This window comes from Pontibacter indicus (assembly GCF_900156345.1).
GTDB lineage: Bacteria > Bacteroidota > Bacteroidia > Cytophagales > Hymenobacteraceae > Pontibacter > Pontibacter indicus.
In genome coordinates this window covers 13,958-28,436 of record NZ_FTPP01000006.1, presented here as the reverse complement: position 1 = coordinate 28,436, position 14,479 = coordinate 13,958, and the positions used below count along the sequence as shown (strand labels likewise).

The 14,479-nt window shown below is 60.1% G+C and carries 13 protein-coding genes; 7 read left to right on the top strand and 6 right to left on the bottom strand.

Features of this window, described 5'->3' with window-relative positions; all coding sequences use genetic code 11:
* Positions 1-14 precede the first annotated feature (14 nt).
* Positions 15-134, top strand: a complete 120-nt coding sequence (locus B0B12_RS19820; protein WP_342039377.1) for a M57 family metalloprotease — start codon at positions 15-17, stop codon at positions 132-134.
* 67 nt (positions 135-201) lie between these two features.
* On the opposite strand, the gene B0B12_RS19815 is transcribed toward B0B12_RS19820, so the two are convergent.
* Positions 202-783 (bottom strand): Crp/Fnr family transcriptional regulator, encoded by a 582-nt coding sequence (locus B0B12_RS19815; RefSeq protein ID WP_076672464.1) that lies wholly within the window; start codon positions 781-783, stop codon positions 202-204.
* A 41-nt stretch (positions 784-824) separates the two neighbouring features.
* Complete coding sequence (locus B0B12_RS20475; protein WP_170871923.1) at positions 825-1,001, bottom strand: hypothetical protein; 177 nt, start codon at positions 999-1,001, stop codon at positions 825-827.
* 116 nt (positions 1,002-1,117) lie between these two features.
* Between B0B12_RS20475 and B0B12_RS19810 the strand changes: the two genes are divergently transcribed.
* Entirely contained in the window at positions 1,118-2,206 is a 1,089-nt protein-coding gene (locus tag B0B12_RS19810; RefSeq protein WP_076672463.1) for a sensor histidine kinase, read from the top strand.
* Entirely contained in the window at positions 2,203-2,934 is a 732-nt protein-coding gene (locus tag B0B12_RS19805) for a LytR/AlgR family response regulator transcription factor (protein ID WP_076672462.1), read from the top strand. The genes B0B12_RS19810 and B0B12_RS19805 overlap by 4 nt, the downstream gene beginning before the upstream one ends.
* A 16-nt stretch (positions 2,935-2,950) precedes the next feature.
* Here B0B12_RS19805 and B0B12_RS19800 read toward each other — a convergent pair whose 3' ends face one another.
* Positions 2,951-6,046 (bottom strand): lantibiotic dehydratase, encoded by a 3,096-nt coding sequence (locus tag B0B12_RS19800; RefSeq protein ID WP_076672461.1) that lies wholly within the window; start codon positions 6,044-6,046, stop codon positions 2,951-2,953.
* Between the two features lie 192 nt (positions 6,047-6,238).
* On the opposite strand from B0B12_RS19800, the gene B0B12_RS20470 reads away from it, so the two are divergent.
* Positions 6,239-6,394 (top strand): hypothetical protein, encoded by a 156-nt coding sequence (locus B0B12_RS20470; RefSeq protein ID WP_170871922.1) that lies wholly within the window; start codon positions 6,239-6,241, stop codon positions 6,392-6,394.
* Between the two features lie 11 nt (positions 6,395-6,405).
* Here B0B12_RS20470 and B0B12_RS19790 read toward each other — a convergent pair whose 3' ends face one another.
* Positions 6,406-7,068 (bottom strand): SOS response-associated peptidase, encoded by a 663-nt coding sequence (locus B0B12_RS19790; RefSeq protein ID WP_076672459.1) that lies wholly within the window; start codon positions 7,066-7,068, stop codon positions 6,406-6,408.
* A 237-nt stretch (positions 7,069-7,305) separates the two neighbouring features.
* Here B0B12_RS19790 and B0B12_RS19785 point away from each other — a divergent pair, with 237 nt between their 5' ends.
* Positions 7,306-9,597 (top strand): GH92 family glycosyl hydrolase, encoded by a 2,292-nt coding sequence (locus B0B12_RS19785; RefSeq protein ID WP_244554788.1) that lies wholly within the window; start codon positions 7,306-7,308, stop codon positions 9,595-9,597.
* 16 nt (positions 9,598-9,613) lie between these two features.
* On the opposite strand, the gene B0B12_RS19780 is transcribed toward B0B12_RS19785, so the two are convergent.
* Both B0B12_RS19780 and B0B12_RS19775 read right to left on the bottom strand, forming a co-directional pair.
* Positions 9,614-10,378 carry a copper homeostasis protein CutC gene (locus B0B12_RS19780; RefSeq protein ID WP_076672457.1) on the bottom strand — a complete coding sequence of 255 codons (765 nt, stop codon included), beginning with the start codon at positions 10,376-10,378 and terminating at the stop codon, positions 9,614-9,616.
* A complete protein-coding gene (locus tag B0B12_RS19775) occupies positions 10,359-11,336 on the bottom strand; it encodes an isoaspartyl peptidase/L-asparaginase family protein (RefSeq protein WP_076672456.1) in 978 nt (325 codons plus the stop codon). Before B0B12_RS19775 ends, B0B12_RS19780 begins: the two co-directional genes overlap by 20 nt.
* Before the next feature lie 569 nt (positions 11,337-11,905).
* Between B0B12_RS19775 and B0B12_RS19770 the strand changes: the two genes are divergently transcribed.
* Together B0B12_RS19770 and mobC are read left to right on the top strand one after the other, a co-directional pair.
* Entirely contained in the window at positions 11,906-12,121 is a 216-nt protein-coding gene (locus tag B0B12_RS19770; RefSeq protein WP_076672455.1) for a hypothetical protein, read from the top strand.
* A 345-nt stretch (positions 12,122-12,466) separates the two neighbouring features.
* Positions 12,467-14,443, top strand: coding sequence for a conjugal transfer protein MobC (mobC, locus tag B0B12_RS19760; RefSeq protein WP_076672453.1), 1,977 nt, complete (start codon positions 12,467-12,469; stop codon positions 14,441-14,443).
* Positions 14,444-14,479: the final 36 nt, after the last annotated feature.

Below are 14,479 nucleotides of genomic sequence, written 5' to 3'. Positions count from 1 at the left end.
TGGGTGCCGTTCATATCCCGGGCACGCCAACCGGCGCCGATCCTAACTCCTGGATGCTGGCCTGCATCGGCACTGGTGTGAACCGCTACTTCAACGCAAACGACAGAACAGCCCTGAGATACCTCTACCAGTAGCATACACTGCCTGTCATAGCAAAAGAGCCCTGCCGTAGCAGGGCTCTTTTCGGCGTGTCACCCTGCCCTAGCGTTTGCCGCGCAGGCGGCTCAGGGTATCGGGAAACATGCCCAGAAAGGAAGCGATGTCTTTGACGGGCACCCGCAGAAAGAGCTGGGGACGCGTCTGTAGCAGGTGCTGGTAGCGCGCCGTGGCCGGCAGGCTGACACGGCGGTGGTAATGCTGGTGCAGGCGGTGATGAAAGCTTTCGGCCACAGCCCGTTCCAGGTGGCGGTATTGCGGGAAGTGCTCCAGCGTGTGGTCCAGATCCTGCCGGGAAACCACCTGCAGCACACTGTCCTCCAGCAGCTGGATGAAGAGCCGGGTGGGCAGGCGGCGGCAAAAGCTGTCGGCGGCCCACACCAGGTCCCCGTCCAGCCAGAGCCAGGAGACGACCTCGGTGCCCCGCGTCTTGTCCAGCTGGTAGGCCCGCACCGCCCCCTTGCGCACAAACCAGGCGTGACGCGCCGTGCTGCCGGGCTTTGCCAGGAAATGGTTGCGGGCATAGTGCTTCTGGGTAAAGATGCGCTGCAGCTGCCGCTTCAGGGCGGCATCAAGCGGGTAGTGGGCATGGAGTGCCTGCCACAGTTCCTCTGTCTGGCTGATCATGGGGTCCTTGCTTGCGTCGGTAAGCCTGCTCCTGCATCCTGCTAGCGCTGTACCGAGCCTGCCTTGTTCCGGTCATTCTCCTGTGGCAGTCCGGTGGTGGTGATCGTGATGGTGGTCAGGGTCGGGTCAAGCGTGGTGGACGTCTGGCGCTGTCCGGTGCTAAATCGGAACAGCGGCTGAACACGAAGAACTGGGATCCTCTTTGTTTTCTTTTTCATCTTTCGGCTATGTTTTGTCTTCCCTGAAGATAGAACATCAGACAACCACCGGAAAAATTATTACATCAAAGCCGGCTTACACGTGCCACAAGACGGCATAACTTACATGAAGGATCATGGACCAGCCTGTCAATGCTACCCGTCCGGGCTTCAGTGCCCGCCACCTGGCTTACCACGCCCTCGCCTGGACGGTCTTCATCCTCTATGAGCTCTCCATTGTCTTCTATGTCTCGGACACGCGGCTGGACCATGCCTGGGAGTACATCGGCTACTATGCGCTCAACATGCTCCTTTTCTACACCACCTCCCAGCTGGTGCTGCCCCTCGCCTTCCGCAAAAAAGGCCGTCTTTACCTGCTATTGTTGCTGGTACCGCTGCAGCTGAGCGGCTACATTCTGCTGGAGTACGGCCTGGAACACCTCTACAATACCCTCCGGTCCTTCCCGCGGCAGGTGACCCTCAACCAGCGCTTTGTGGTGGGGTTTATCTGGCGGGGTACCTACTTTTTCGGCCTGAGCACCACCTTCTGGTTTGTGTGGCGCACCCTCCAGCACCAGCGGCGCATCAGCCGCATGGAGCTGAGACAGCTGGAAGGCGCCAGGGCACGCGCGGAACTGGAGAAGGACCTGGCCACAGCGCAAAGTGCCTACCTGCAGGCCCAGATCAATCCCCATTTCCTGTTCAACACGCTCAACTTCATTTTCAACCAGGTGCAGGAAGGAGCCCCCAAGGCTTCTGAAAGCGTGCTGCTGCTCGCCGAGGTCATGCGCCACAGCCTGACCGGCGTGCAGGCTGATGGCAAAACCAGCCTTTCGGCCGAGGTCAGCCACCTCCGGCACTATGTCAGCCTCAACCAGCTGCGCTTCCGCTTCCCGCTCTACATCCAACTGGACGTGCAGGGCGTCACCGGGAATTACCGCCTGCCGCCGCTGCTGCTGCTTACTTTTGTCGAGAACATCTTCAAGCACGGGGACCTGACCGATGCCGCCTCCCCGGCCACCGTGCAGGTGGCCTGCCGCGATGGCTGGCTCCATGTGGCCACGCAGAACAAGACAAGGCCTTTTCCTCCCGTGCAGGGCTTCGGCATCGGCATCCGGAACGTGCGGACACGGCTCGAACGCCTCTACCTGTCCCACGAGTACCGCCTCGATATCCGGGAGGACGACGGGAACTACTACCTGAACTTTCAACTCAAACTGCTATGATCACCTGTTATATCGTCGATGATGAGGCCCATGCCATCCAGGTCCTCACCCGCTACATCCAGCAGACGCCGGGCCTGCAATTGCTCGGCTCCGAGGAAAACCCGCTCCTTGCCCTGGACGCCATCACCCGGGGGCTGTACAAACCTGACATCGTATTTGCCGATGTGGAGATGCCCCAGCTGTCGGGCGTCAAGCTAGCTGAGCTCCTGGCGCCCCATACCCGGGTGGTGTTTACCACCGCCTACTCCGGTTTTGCGCTGGATGCCTTTGACCGGGATGCCGTCGACTACCTGCTCAAGCCTATACTCTATGAGCGTTTTCTGGTGTCCGTCACCCGCATCCGCGAGCGCCGGAACGCCCTCTCCCCCTTCTCGGGAAAGGAGGAGGCTTACTGCTATGTGAAGGGGGACAGCAGGGGCAAGCTGGTACGCGTGGTCCTGAGCCATATCCAGTACATACAGGCCATGCAGAATTACCTCATCCTGCATCTCCGGGATAAAAAGGTCATCACCTACCTCACCCTGCAGGAACTGGAGGAGCGCTTGCCTGCCGGCGCCTTTACCCGCGTGCATAAATCCTTTATCGTGCCCTATGCCAAAGTGCACACCGTGGAAGGCAACCAGGTCATCCTGGAAAACCAGGACGTCGTTCCCCTTGGCCCGTCCTACCGGGAGCCCTTCCTGCAAAATGTCAACGCCCGCCTGATTAAAAGCAAGCGCCTGCCCTGAGGCCCAGGGCCGGTTGTCAGGGCCCTGGTCTCACCTGGCTGCTCGGCTTTTGCTGACGGGCGCGGGTGGACTGGTAGGCGCGTTGCAGGCCATAGTAGAGCACCAGTTCCTGCTTCCGGGCATCGTCCACCAGCAGCCGGTTCAGGTGCATGTGCACCAGATCGGCCAGCAACTGCTGGAGTCGAAGGTGAGGCAGTCCCGCTGTCCGCTGCCTCAATAACACCAGTGCCTCTTTGAAATTAGCCAGCAGCCGGTCACTCCCCCTGAAGGAAACACAGGCCTGCCGCTGGGCCGCATCTGCCCCGAAGACCGCCTCCTGGCATAAAGCACGGTAACGCCTGCTGAGCTGCTGCTTCAACGCCTTTCCGCCCCCGTGCTCCCGGTAAAAAGCCTGGAAAAGCACGTCCAGCAGACTTTCCTTTTGGGCCAGTGTCAGCCCGAAGTCCGTTAGCAGCAGGTCCAGCGTCTCCACCGCAAACCGGTAGTAGCCCGGCTCCGTCTCCTGGCAGCCGGTGGCCCGCAGAAATCCCGTTACCAGGGCGCTGTCGGCGCAGAAAAAGGACTCGGTTGCTTCCAGGATGCCGGGTGCGGAGGCATAGCGCTCCAGCTCCCGCTCGTAGACGGCCAGCACCAGGTCCTGGACGGCCGCCGTCCGCACCAGCCTTTCCAGGGCTGTGCTCAGGCGCTCAAAGGCAGCGGCCCAGGCAAGCCCCGGCTGCACCCGCAGCCGCAGGTGATACCCGGGGTCCCGGTACCGCACAAAATACCACTGCCGCACCAGCCCTTGTTTTTTCAGGCGGGCCAGCAGCCCCTGCAGGCGGATCAGCAGCTCATTGGCCCGCGCCGGGTGGCCGTACAGCTTCCAGTAAAGCCACTCCCCTCCTGGCATAACGCGTCGTTTCCGCTCCAGGGCCGGGGCAAAGCATGCCACCTCCCTGGCAGGCCTTTGGTACACGGCGCGCCGGTGGAAGACGGCCGCCAGCAGCTGGTGCACATACACCTGCCCCTTTTCGTCGCGCACCAGCCCCGCCTCCTCCCCGGCAAAGGGAAACTCGCGCAGGGTGAACGCTTTTTCCTGCTCGATGGCAGCCAGAAAGAAACGGACCTCCTCTGCCTGCCCCAGGTCAAAGACCAGCTGGTGGTCGTGCACGGTCAGGGCCACCTGGCGCGGCCAGTTCCGCGCGGCTGCCAGTGTTTGCAGCCGCGCTACCTGCTGGCCGGGGCCAGTGTTCAGTACTTCAGCCAGTTCCTCCCGCCGCAGGTGCCAGGAGGCCAGAGAAAGGATCGCCCCTCCGCAGCTCACACGCGGGTAATAAGGCAGGTCCGGGAAAAAGGCGCGCAGGTTAAAGCTGAAATTGGTCCGTATCCCCTGGTACTGCACATCACACAGGAACCGGAAAACGGCCAGGTCGTTGCGCGTGTAGTTATAGGCCGAGCCCAGCCGCGGGATAACCCGCCTGGCCAGTCTGCGGGACCAGAGGATGATCTCATCGTTTTCCACCCACACCAGCAGGTCCTCCAGCGGCAGCTGCCCTTCCGGAGCCACCCCCGGGGCCACCAGCACCGGAATCTCGTAGGCCCGCACTGCGCTGCGGCGGTCGATGTTAGCCGTGTGGGCTTCACTCAGATGGGCGATCTCCGCAAAGATCACATCCGGGTTGGCCTCCTGCTCCGCCTCCGCGATGGCCAGCGCCATCTCGCCGATAGCCGGACTCAAAGGCGTGAAGCGCCCCAGCAGCGCCGTGGCGCTGGCCCCGCCCGCCTGTTCGATGTACACCTGTTCGCCCAGGACCCGGAAGAGCACCGACAGGCTGGGTGCCACCTCCCCCACGGGTGCCGGCAACTGCCGCACCTGCTCCAGGTCGAGTGCCAGGGTGGGCACATTCCCTTGGGCCTGCCAGGTTTCCAGCAACAGGGAGTGCGCCGGCGTCCAGTTGATGACTTGCTCCTGTTGCTGTTGCCCGGTGTCAAACACGAAGCCGTCCAGGAGATGGGGCACCTGGAAACTGCCGGCCAGCTCCGCGTACCCTACCCCCACCTCCGGATCCAGGGCCTCCAGCAAGGGGATGGCCCTGCGGTCGAACTTCTGCAGGAAGGCCTCCCGAAAATGCCGCAACCCGGGTGGTTGCTGCGGGGACACCAGCCGCCCGATCGCCTCCAAGGCCTCCCGGACCGGCTCCTGCCAGCTCTCAGGCACCCCGCCGCCTGTTACCTGCCGCTCCATGTTCAGGTAAAGCGCGTGACCGGCCGGCGCTCCCGGCCACGCCAAGTCACCGGCCAGCAAGCGCCCCCCCAGCTCGTCTGCCTGCGCTGTGTTGACTACCTGCTGCAGCCGCGCGAGCAACGAAGCGGCACTGGCGCCAAGGGGCTGCTTCTCCAAGTGCTGCCTGCCGTGTTGCCAGACACGCAGCAGGTAATCATCACCCGTTACCGCAGGCTGCCAGACAGACACCAGCAGCTGCTGGGCGATGAGCTGCTCCAGGAAGGCCTCCCCTTCCACCGCAGAAACGCCCGTCTCCTGCATGAGCCGGGTCAGGATCGCTTCCCGGGGACGGGGCTCCCGGCAGAAGTTCAGAACGGTCTGTACGGGTGCCAGGCGCTCCACCGCCTCCACATAAAAGGTCCTGTCCCCCTTTTCCTGATCCTCTTCAAAGCGTAGAAAGCGGTCCGTGCCGGCAACCTGGTAGCGGGATCCATTGGCTTGGTAGGTATCATAGACAGGTGCCGCATTTCCCAGCAGCTGCCCGGCCAGCGCCCGGGCATGCCGGAAACTCAGCTGGGCATGGGCCTGAAGCCGCTCACCATTCAGCCATAGACCTGCATGAGGTTCATCCGTCCAGTCCGCCACGGCAAAGCCCGAAAACAGCCCGAAGGGCGTAGGACGAAAGCACATCCGGTTGAGGTATTTGCGGACGGCCAGCAGCACCCTGGGCGGCAGGGCCTCCGCCTCAAAGGCATGTTTTGCCAACTCCTGGAACAGGGCCGGGCTGGCCAGCTGCAGGGCGGCCCTGAAAAAGGGGGAGCCAAGGTGTTCGGAAAGATCGGTTTCCCGGTAGCTGGGATGCGGATAGGCCGGGATGCGCAGTAATAAGCGGTTGTAGAAATGGTCCATAGGCAAGCAGTAGGAAAGTGGATGCAGTGGAAGTTACAACTTTTAGGAACCCCAACACAATCCCCCTTTTACCCTTTGCTGCCGCAAGCCGCCCGCCTGCACCTGCAAAAGGCCGCGCTTCCGCCCTCCGGCACGGCGTCAGTTTATTGCGATGGCCGTCGTAATCTACGAACCGCACCCCGGACAGAGCATATGTTTTTACTTAATGGCGTTACATTGAAGGGCCGCAACCTAATCAAGATCAGCCTTGATCTTACACGACAGGTTTGTAGCGCCCGACTACAAAACCATCCCGAGACCAGCATGCCGGAGGTGCTGAGCCGGCTGCTGAAAAGGCAGGCGGCCTAACACTGTCGTATTCACAGGGAGTTCAGCACCTCCGGCACGTTGTGCGCAGGTGAGTTTAGGAGCGGGGATACAGCGTAAGCCTTCATTTCCTCTGCACTGTAAGGGACCAGCAAAGAAAGGAGTCCCGCCTGCGTCTCGTTCCCGTTCAGCCACAGTTCTTCCGCTTCTGGTGTTAGCAGCACGGGCATCCGGTCATGTATGGGCTTCACCACGTCGTTCGCCTCGGTCGTGATGATGGTAAAAGTGTGCAGCACTTCGCCTGTGTTCCTGTCCGCCCACTCGTCCCAAAGCCCCGCGAACGTAAACAATTCCTCGCTCTTGAGCATGAGGCGGAATGGCACTTTCCCCTGCCCCGTTACCTGCCATTCAAAGAACCCGTCAGCTGGTACCAGGCAGCGCTTAGACGTTAACAGCTTGCGAAATGACGGCTTCTCGGCCAGTGTCTCCGCCCGTGCATTGATGGAACGTTTGACGGCCTTTGCGTCTTTCGCCCAAAACGGTTGCAGGCCCCAGGAAAAGAGCTGGAGCTTGTCCGGCTCCTGCCCGGTCACAACAGGGAGTGCCTGGCTCGGAGCGGCATTATAGTGCGCCTCCTGCAGGTATTGCTTCACCAGCTTGGCGGCTCTGGACCTGCCCTTGGTGGTCTTTGGTATGAGGGAATAGCGTCCGCACATGATTTTGTTTGAATTTTGTCTGATAGCTTCACACAGTATACGAGGCACTGTCATTTTAAATTCAGAATTTGTGCCTGACACAGCGACCACAACCAGGCTGTGACGGAAGGCTGGGGATGCTGTCATCCCGTATGAAAATACTAACATATCCCAATTTTATAGTTTATCTTCCACGCGGCTTCCTGAAAAGGACACACGCCCGACAAGCCGCTACATTCAACTGAATGCCTCATGGTAATGGAACCGATCCCCGCTTTAAAACTTGTGGCTGTGATGGCCCTCGTCATTGGTGCGCTTGCTTCTTGCAGCAGCACCAGAGAAAATGCCTCCCAGTTCCCGGCTGCGCTCACGCAGTATGTGGACCCCTACATCGGGACCGACTACCACGGCCATGTTTTCATGGGTGCCAGTGTCCCATTCGGGGCCGTGCAACTGGGGCCCAATAACCTGACCGAAGGATGGGACTGGTGCTCCGGCTACCATTACTCCGACTCGACCCTTGTCGGTTTTTCGCACACGCACCTGAGCGGCACCGGCATCGGCGATTTAGGAGATATTGCCATCATGCCCACCACCGGCCCGCTGAAGCTTTTGAAAGGAACCCATCAACATCCGGAGAAGGGCTTTCTGTCGCTGTACTCGCACCAGGACGAAACCGCCCGGCCAGGTTATTACGCCGTCAGGCTGCAGCGCTACAACATACAGGCCGAGCTGACAGCCACCGCGCGGGTGGGCTTCCATCAGTACACCTTCCCGGCCTCAGAGCAGGCCCAGGTGATTGTTGACCTGGAAGAAGGCATTGGCTGGGACCAGCCCACTGAAACGTTTATGACGCAGCTCAACGACAGCACCCTGGCCGGCTACCGCTACTCCAGGGGCTGGGCCGCCGACCAGCGCATCTACTTTGCCGCTGTTTTCTCCCAGCCCATGCAGCGCTTTTCCAGCTTCCAGGTAACAGACTCGTCTGGTACGGCGGTGGCCGCCAGCACGGAAAAAGGGATAAAGGGGGTGGCTTTTTTCACAACCAAGGCCGGCGAGAAGATCAAGCTCAAAGTGGGCATCTCGCCCGTCAGCCCGGAAAATGCGTTGGCCAACATCCGGGCGGAGGTGCCGCATTGGGATTTCGAGCAGGTCGTCGCGGCGGCGGATACCGCCTGGAACAGGGAACTGCAAAAGGTGCGGATACAAACCGACAGCCCGGCGCAACGGAGGACCTTTTACACGGCGCTTTACCATACCCTGATTGTCCCGTCCGTTTTCAACGACCACAACGGCGATTACCGCGGCACGGATCAGAAAGTCTACCCCAAGGCGAATTTCACCAACCTGACCACGTTTTCCCTTTGGGATACCTACCGGGCGGCACACCCCCTGTTTACCATCCTGCAGCCGGACCGGGTGAACGACATGATCAACTCCATGCTGGCTATCTACCAGCAGCAGGGCAAGCTGCCCGTCTGGCACCTGATGGGCAACGAGACCAATACCATGGTGGGCTACAGCAGCGTGCCCGTCGTAGCGGATGCCCTCCTCAAAGGCTTTGACGGCTTTGATCATGCACTGGCGTACGAGGCGATGAAAGCCACCGCGATGGGCGATGCCTTCGGCCTTCCCTTCGTCAAGAGACAAGGCTTTATCCCCGCCGACGAGGAAGTGGAGAGTGTCGCCAAAGGCCTCGAGTATGCCATTGCCGACATGAGCATTGCCCAGGTGGCCAGGAGGCGGGGCCAGCAGGCAGACTACGAATACTTCAGCAGGCGCGGCAGGTACTACGAAAACTACTTCGACAAACAAACGCGCTTTATGCGGGGCCGCCTTTCACAGCACGCGTGGCGCAGCCCCTTCGACCCCTTTAAATCGGCCCACCGCAAAGACGACTACGCCGAGGGGAATGCCTGGCAGTATACCTGGCTGGTGCCCCAGGATGTGGAGGGGCTGATGACCTTAATGGGGGGCGAGGAAGCCTTCGCACAAAAACTGGATTCCCTGTTTGCCGCAGCAGGCGACATGGGCGAGGAAGCGTCAAACGACATCACCGGACTGATCGGGCAATACGCACATGGCAACGAGCCCAGCCACCACATTACTTACCTCTATGCCTACGCCGGCCAGCCCTGGAAAACAGCAGAGCAGGTGCGGTTTATCGTGGAAAATATGTATACCGATCAACCCGATGGGCTGATCGGGAACGAGGATGTGGGCCAGCTGTCGGCCTGGTATGTTTTCTCGTCGCTTGGCTTCTATCCTGTAAACCCTTTTAACGGCGCTTATGTGTTTGGCAGCCCCGCCGTCAGGCAGGCGACATTGGCCATGCCGGGCGGGAGGACACTTGAGATAGAAGCCCTGGATAACTCCCCGGAGAACAAGTACATTCAACGGATCACCTTCAACGGCGTACCCTATACGAACGCCTACATCCTGCACCGGGACCTGGTGCGGGGCGGCAAGCTGGTCTTCGAAATGGGCAGCAAACCCAGCACTGCCTGGGGCACGGCCAAAGAAGACAGGCCGAGATCAAGCGTGGAGTAAAACAGCAAAAGCTCTCTCATCCATTAAAGGCGGCGCGCAGGGCGTGGACCACCTCGGCGTCGGCCACCAGCTGCTCGAACTCTGACAGCCGCCTCTCACTTGACATAGGCGGGTAAGCCTTGCGGAATTGCATGCTACTTTGCACAGATGTTCGGGCGGAGGCATGCACTTCGGACACACCGGTCCGACGGAGCAGTTCCCGCACATGAGCAGGGGTGACGCCCCCGCCGGGCAGGATGACCAGTTTACCTGCCGCGCGCTCGTGCAGCTTCCGGATCAGCTCCGCTCCCTGCAGTGCTGTTTCCTGCTGGCCGGATGTGAGCAGGCGATCCACACCCAGGGCCAGCAGCTCATCCAGCGCCTGGAAGGGATCGGCACAAAGGTCGAAGGCCCGGTGAAAGGTGATGCTCATGCCGCTGGCCTGGGCCATCAGTGCCGCTGTTCCGGCGGTATCGATGCGTCCATCAGCCGTCAGGGCGCCAATCACCACGCCATCCACACCCAGCGTACGGCACAGGGCGATATCTTTTTTCATGACCTCAAACTCCGCAGCAGTGTATAAAAAGTCTCCCCGGCGTGGACGGATGAGGACGTGCAGGCCAATACCGATACTTTTGCGCACCACCTCGATCATACCCGCACTGGGTGTGGTGCCACCACCGGCCAGGTAATCACAAAGTTCCACCCGCTGGGCCCCGCCCCGCTCGGCGGCCAGGGCAGAGGCAACAGAATCCACACATATTTCCAGCACAGGGGCCGGATTAGAACTTGCTCTTTCCATCCAGTAACTTCGTGCCTGACCCATCCTGTATGGCATAGTTAAAGCCTTTGTGGATACAGTAGCCCCCGTATTCCCCCTGCTTATTCAGGGCAATGAACCCTACCTGCAGGTCTTTCACATCCCGCTGCCTGGAGATAATGCGTTCTACGGCCAACCGACAGGCATCCTCCGGGGAATGGCCCTGCCGCATCAGCTCCACCACCAAATGGCTGCCCACCATCCGGATAACGGCTTCGCCCAGGCCCGTAGCCGTGGCAGCGCCCACTTCGTTGTCTACAAACAGACCGGCCCCGATGATGGGAGAATCGCCCACCCGGCCGTGCATTTTGTAGGCAGCGCCACTGGTCGTGCAGGCGCCCGCCAGATCCCCGTTCGCATCCAGGGCCAGCATGCCGATGGTGTCGTGGTTTTCGATGTTGATGACCGGCTTGTAGCGGGACTCCTTCAGCCAGTTCTTCCAGTCTTTTTCTGACTCCGGTGTCAGCAGGTTTTCCTTCTTAAACCCTTTAGACAAGGCGAATTGCAAGGCCCCCTCTCCCACCAGCATCACATGCGGCGTGTCCTCCATCACCTTGCGGGCCACGGATATCGGGTGCTTGATGTGTTGCAGGAAGGCCACAGCCCCGCAGTTGCTATCCTTGTCCATGATGCAGGCATCCAGCGTCACCTTTCCCTCCCGGTCCGGATAGCCGCCGTAGCCAACGGTCCGCACCTTGGGGTCTGCCTCCGGCACCCGGACACCCGCCTCCACCGCGTCGAGCGCACTCCCGCTTTGAGACAGTATCCTCCAGGCAGCCTCGTTGGCGGGTAGGCCGTGCTCCCAGGTGGAGAGCACAATCGGTCTGTTGGGCTTGCTTTTTCTGACAGAGCCGGCAAAAGCGCTGGCAAAGGAAAAGCCGCCACTCAGGAAAGTTGCGCCTACGGCTGTTAGTTTGATGAACTTACGTCTGGTGCTCATGGGTTTTGGTTATGAATGATTAGGAAATTGCACTGCCGGTCCGGCTAAACGATAATGAGGTACTCAACTGGCGCTTTCAGCGGATGCAGCCGTTCAGCATGAACTCCCCGAGCAGGTTATAAACTATCCTACTCAAACGGGTCAGCCTGCCGGAAAGCCAGGTGCCGAAGCCCCTGTCTTGTCGTCCCGTTGCCTGAACGGGGCGGCATGGCTCAACTGCTGATTGCAGTCTTGAATATATAGGAAAAAGGTAACAGGTGCAACAGGCATTTTTGTCGGCTTCCCTATTTCCAGGAGGCAACGCGTTGCGATATGATGGGTTAAATGTTTGGCTTCTGGTTGCGCGCTGGCCATGCCCTTGTGCAAAGGAACAGTCCATCATGCCGCATCCCGGGCTCTTCTTCTACCAGCACCACTGTGGCCGTCTTTTAAGCAGGGACGTGTCAGGCTGGCAACGCTGCCAAAATCATAGTAAAAGTTCAAATATGGCTAATAATGTATTTCACTTATTCTTGATAATTTATAACACAATCCATTGTATATCGGTACATCCTATTAAACCGATATAGATGCTGACACTCAAACGCCCCCGCCCAGCCCGTAACAGGTACAGAAAGAAAGAAAAGCAGCCGATGCCGCAACTCCGGCACCTCTCCGATCTGCACCAGCAGGAGAGGCGCTTCAGGCGCAGCCTGGAGTGGGGGGCGCTGGGTGTCTCATTTTTTATTATCTTGGTAATGTTCTATCTTTTCGATGGCATGACTTGGCTGAGAGACATCGCCTGAAGAGATACCCCCTCCTGCCAGAAGACAAGCTTCCAGGCCCTGCAGCTTTTCCCGCTGGCGGATTAAACCCCCTCTCATGATCGCTGGGGGAGTCCCGGCCCGTCCCCTTTCATCTTGCCCGCTGCAAACCAACGCCATTTGCCCTGACGCCAGCCTGCTTCCGTCTGGCGCGCTGCCCCCACCCCGAGCGTCACGGCTATATGTTTCCCCCCTACGGAAGAACTGGTGAAACCGAACGCCACCTCCTGCCCATCTTGCCGCTCCTTGCCCCTGCCGGCCTGGAAGAGCGCTTGCCACCGGCAGCAGCGGGACCGGACTAAAAAACACCTCCCACCGCACAGACACATGAACACCGGGGAAAACATACAGGGCCTGCGCCAGATCATCGACTTTACCCGGTTGCTGAGCCTGGCCGTGCTGCTGCTGCACAGCTACCATGTTTGCCACCACATCTTCCGGGTGTGGGGCCTGACAGCCCCGCTGGCGGACAGGATTGCCTCTAATTTTCTGCAGCTCCCCCTCTTTCAAAACCCGCTGCTGGCCAAGTCGGCGGCACTCCTGCTGCTGGCTGTTTCCCTGCTGGGCAGCAAGGGCCGCAAAGACGAGAACGTCCGGCTCCGCCCGGTCCTGCTCTACCTCCTGTCCGGCCTGCTGTTCTACTTCGGGCCCCACAGCCTCCCATGGGGGCTGTCCGGTTCGGGTGAGCAGCAGGCCTACCTGGCCTCCTCCGTACTCGGCTTCCTGCTGCTGCTGGCCGGGGGCACCCGGCTCTCCCGTCTGCTGCACCTGCAACTGCAGCAGGATGTCTTCAACCGCCACAACGAAACCTTTCCCCAGGAAGAGCGGCTGCTTGCCAACGCATATTCGGTCAACCTCCCTGCCCGCTACTGCCTGCGTGGCAAACAACGGCGCAGCTGGATCAACATCATCAACCCTTTCCGCGCCCTGCTGGTCATCGGCACCCCCGGGGCAGGCAAGTCCTATTTCGTGATCCGCCACGTCATTACCCAGCACATCCGCAAAGGCTTTGCCCTGTTCCTCTACGATTTCAAGTACGATGACCTCTCGCGCATCGCCTACAACACCCTGCTGCGGGAGGCCCACCGCTACCCGGTGCCACCCCGGTTTTACCTGATCAATTTTGACGACCTGTCCCGCACCCACCGCTGCAACCCGCTGGACCCGGACACCATGACCGACATCACGGACGCCACCGAAGCCTCCCGCACCATCATGCTGGGCCTTAACCGGGAGTGGATCAAGAAGCAGGGGGACTTTTTTGTGGAGTCCCCCATTAACTTCGTCACCGCCATCATCTGGTTTCTCAAAAAGTACGAGCAGGGGCGCTACTGCACCCTGCCGCATGTCATTGAACTCATGCAGGCCGGGTACCAGGAGCTCTTCGCCCTGCTCCGCACCGAGCCTGAGATCGAGGTGCTCATCAACCCCTTTGTCTCCGCCTTCGAGCACGAGGCGGTCGACCAGCTGGAGGGCCAGATCGCCAGCGCCAAAATCAGCATGGCCCGGCTCTCCTCCCCGCAGCTCTACTATGTGCTCTCGGGCCATGACTTCACCCTGGACCTCAACAACCCGCAGGAGCCCAAGATCATCTGCCTGGGCAACAATCCCCAGAAGCAGCAGGTCTACGGGGCGGTACTTTCGCTCTACGTCTCCCGGACCATCAAGCTGGTCAACCAGAAAGACAAGCTCAAAAGCAGCCTTATTTTCGATGAGTTCCCCACCATCTACTTCAACGGCATCGACAGCCTGATCGCCACGGCCCGCTCCAACAAGGTGGCCACCACACTGGCCGTGCAGGATTACAGCCAGCTTAAGAAAGACTATGGCCGGGAGCAGGCTGAGGTGATCATGAACATCGTGGGGAACGTGATCAGCGGCCAGGTAAGCGGGGACACCGCCCGCCAGCTCTCTGAGCGCTTCGGCAAGATCCTCCAGCAGCGTCAGAGCGTGTCCGTCAACAGCAGCGACACCTCCGTGAGCCGCTCCACCCAACTGGAGGCCGCCATCCCGGCCGCCACCATCGCCTCCCTCTCCTCCGGGGAGTTTGTAGGCACCGTGGCGGATGACCCGCAATGCCGCATTCACCTGAAAACCTTTCACGCCTCCATCTGCAACGATCACCGTGCCATCGCCCGGGAAGAGGCAGGCTACCAGGACCTGCCCGTGCTCCGCCAGGTGGATGCAACTGCCGTGCAGGCCCAGTACGCCCGGGTAAAAGCCGAGGTGCACGCCATCCTTTACGCTGCCCTGCCCGGCCCTTCATCAAAAAAACCAGCTCGCACCACCCCTGCAAGACCCTAACTATCAATATTTTACACAAACAACGAATTTGATTTC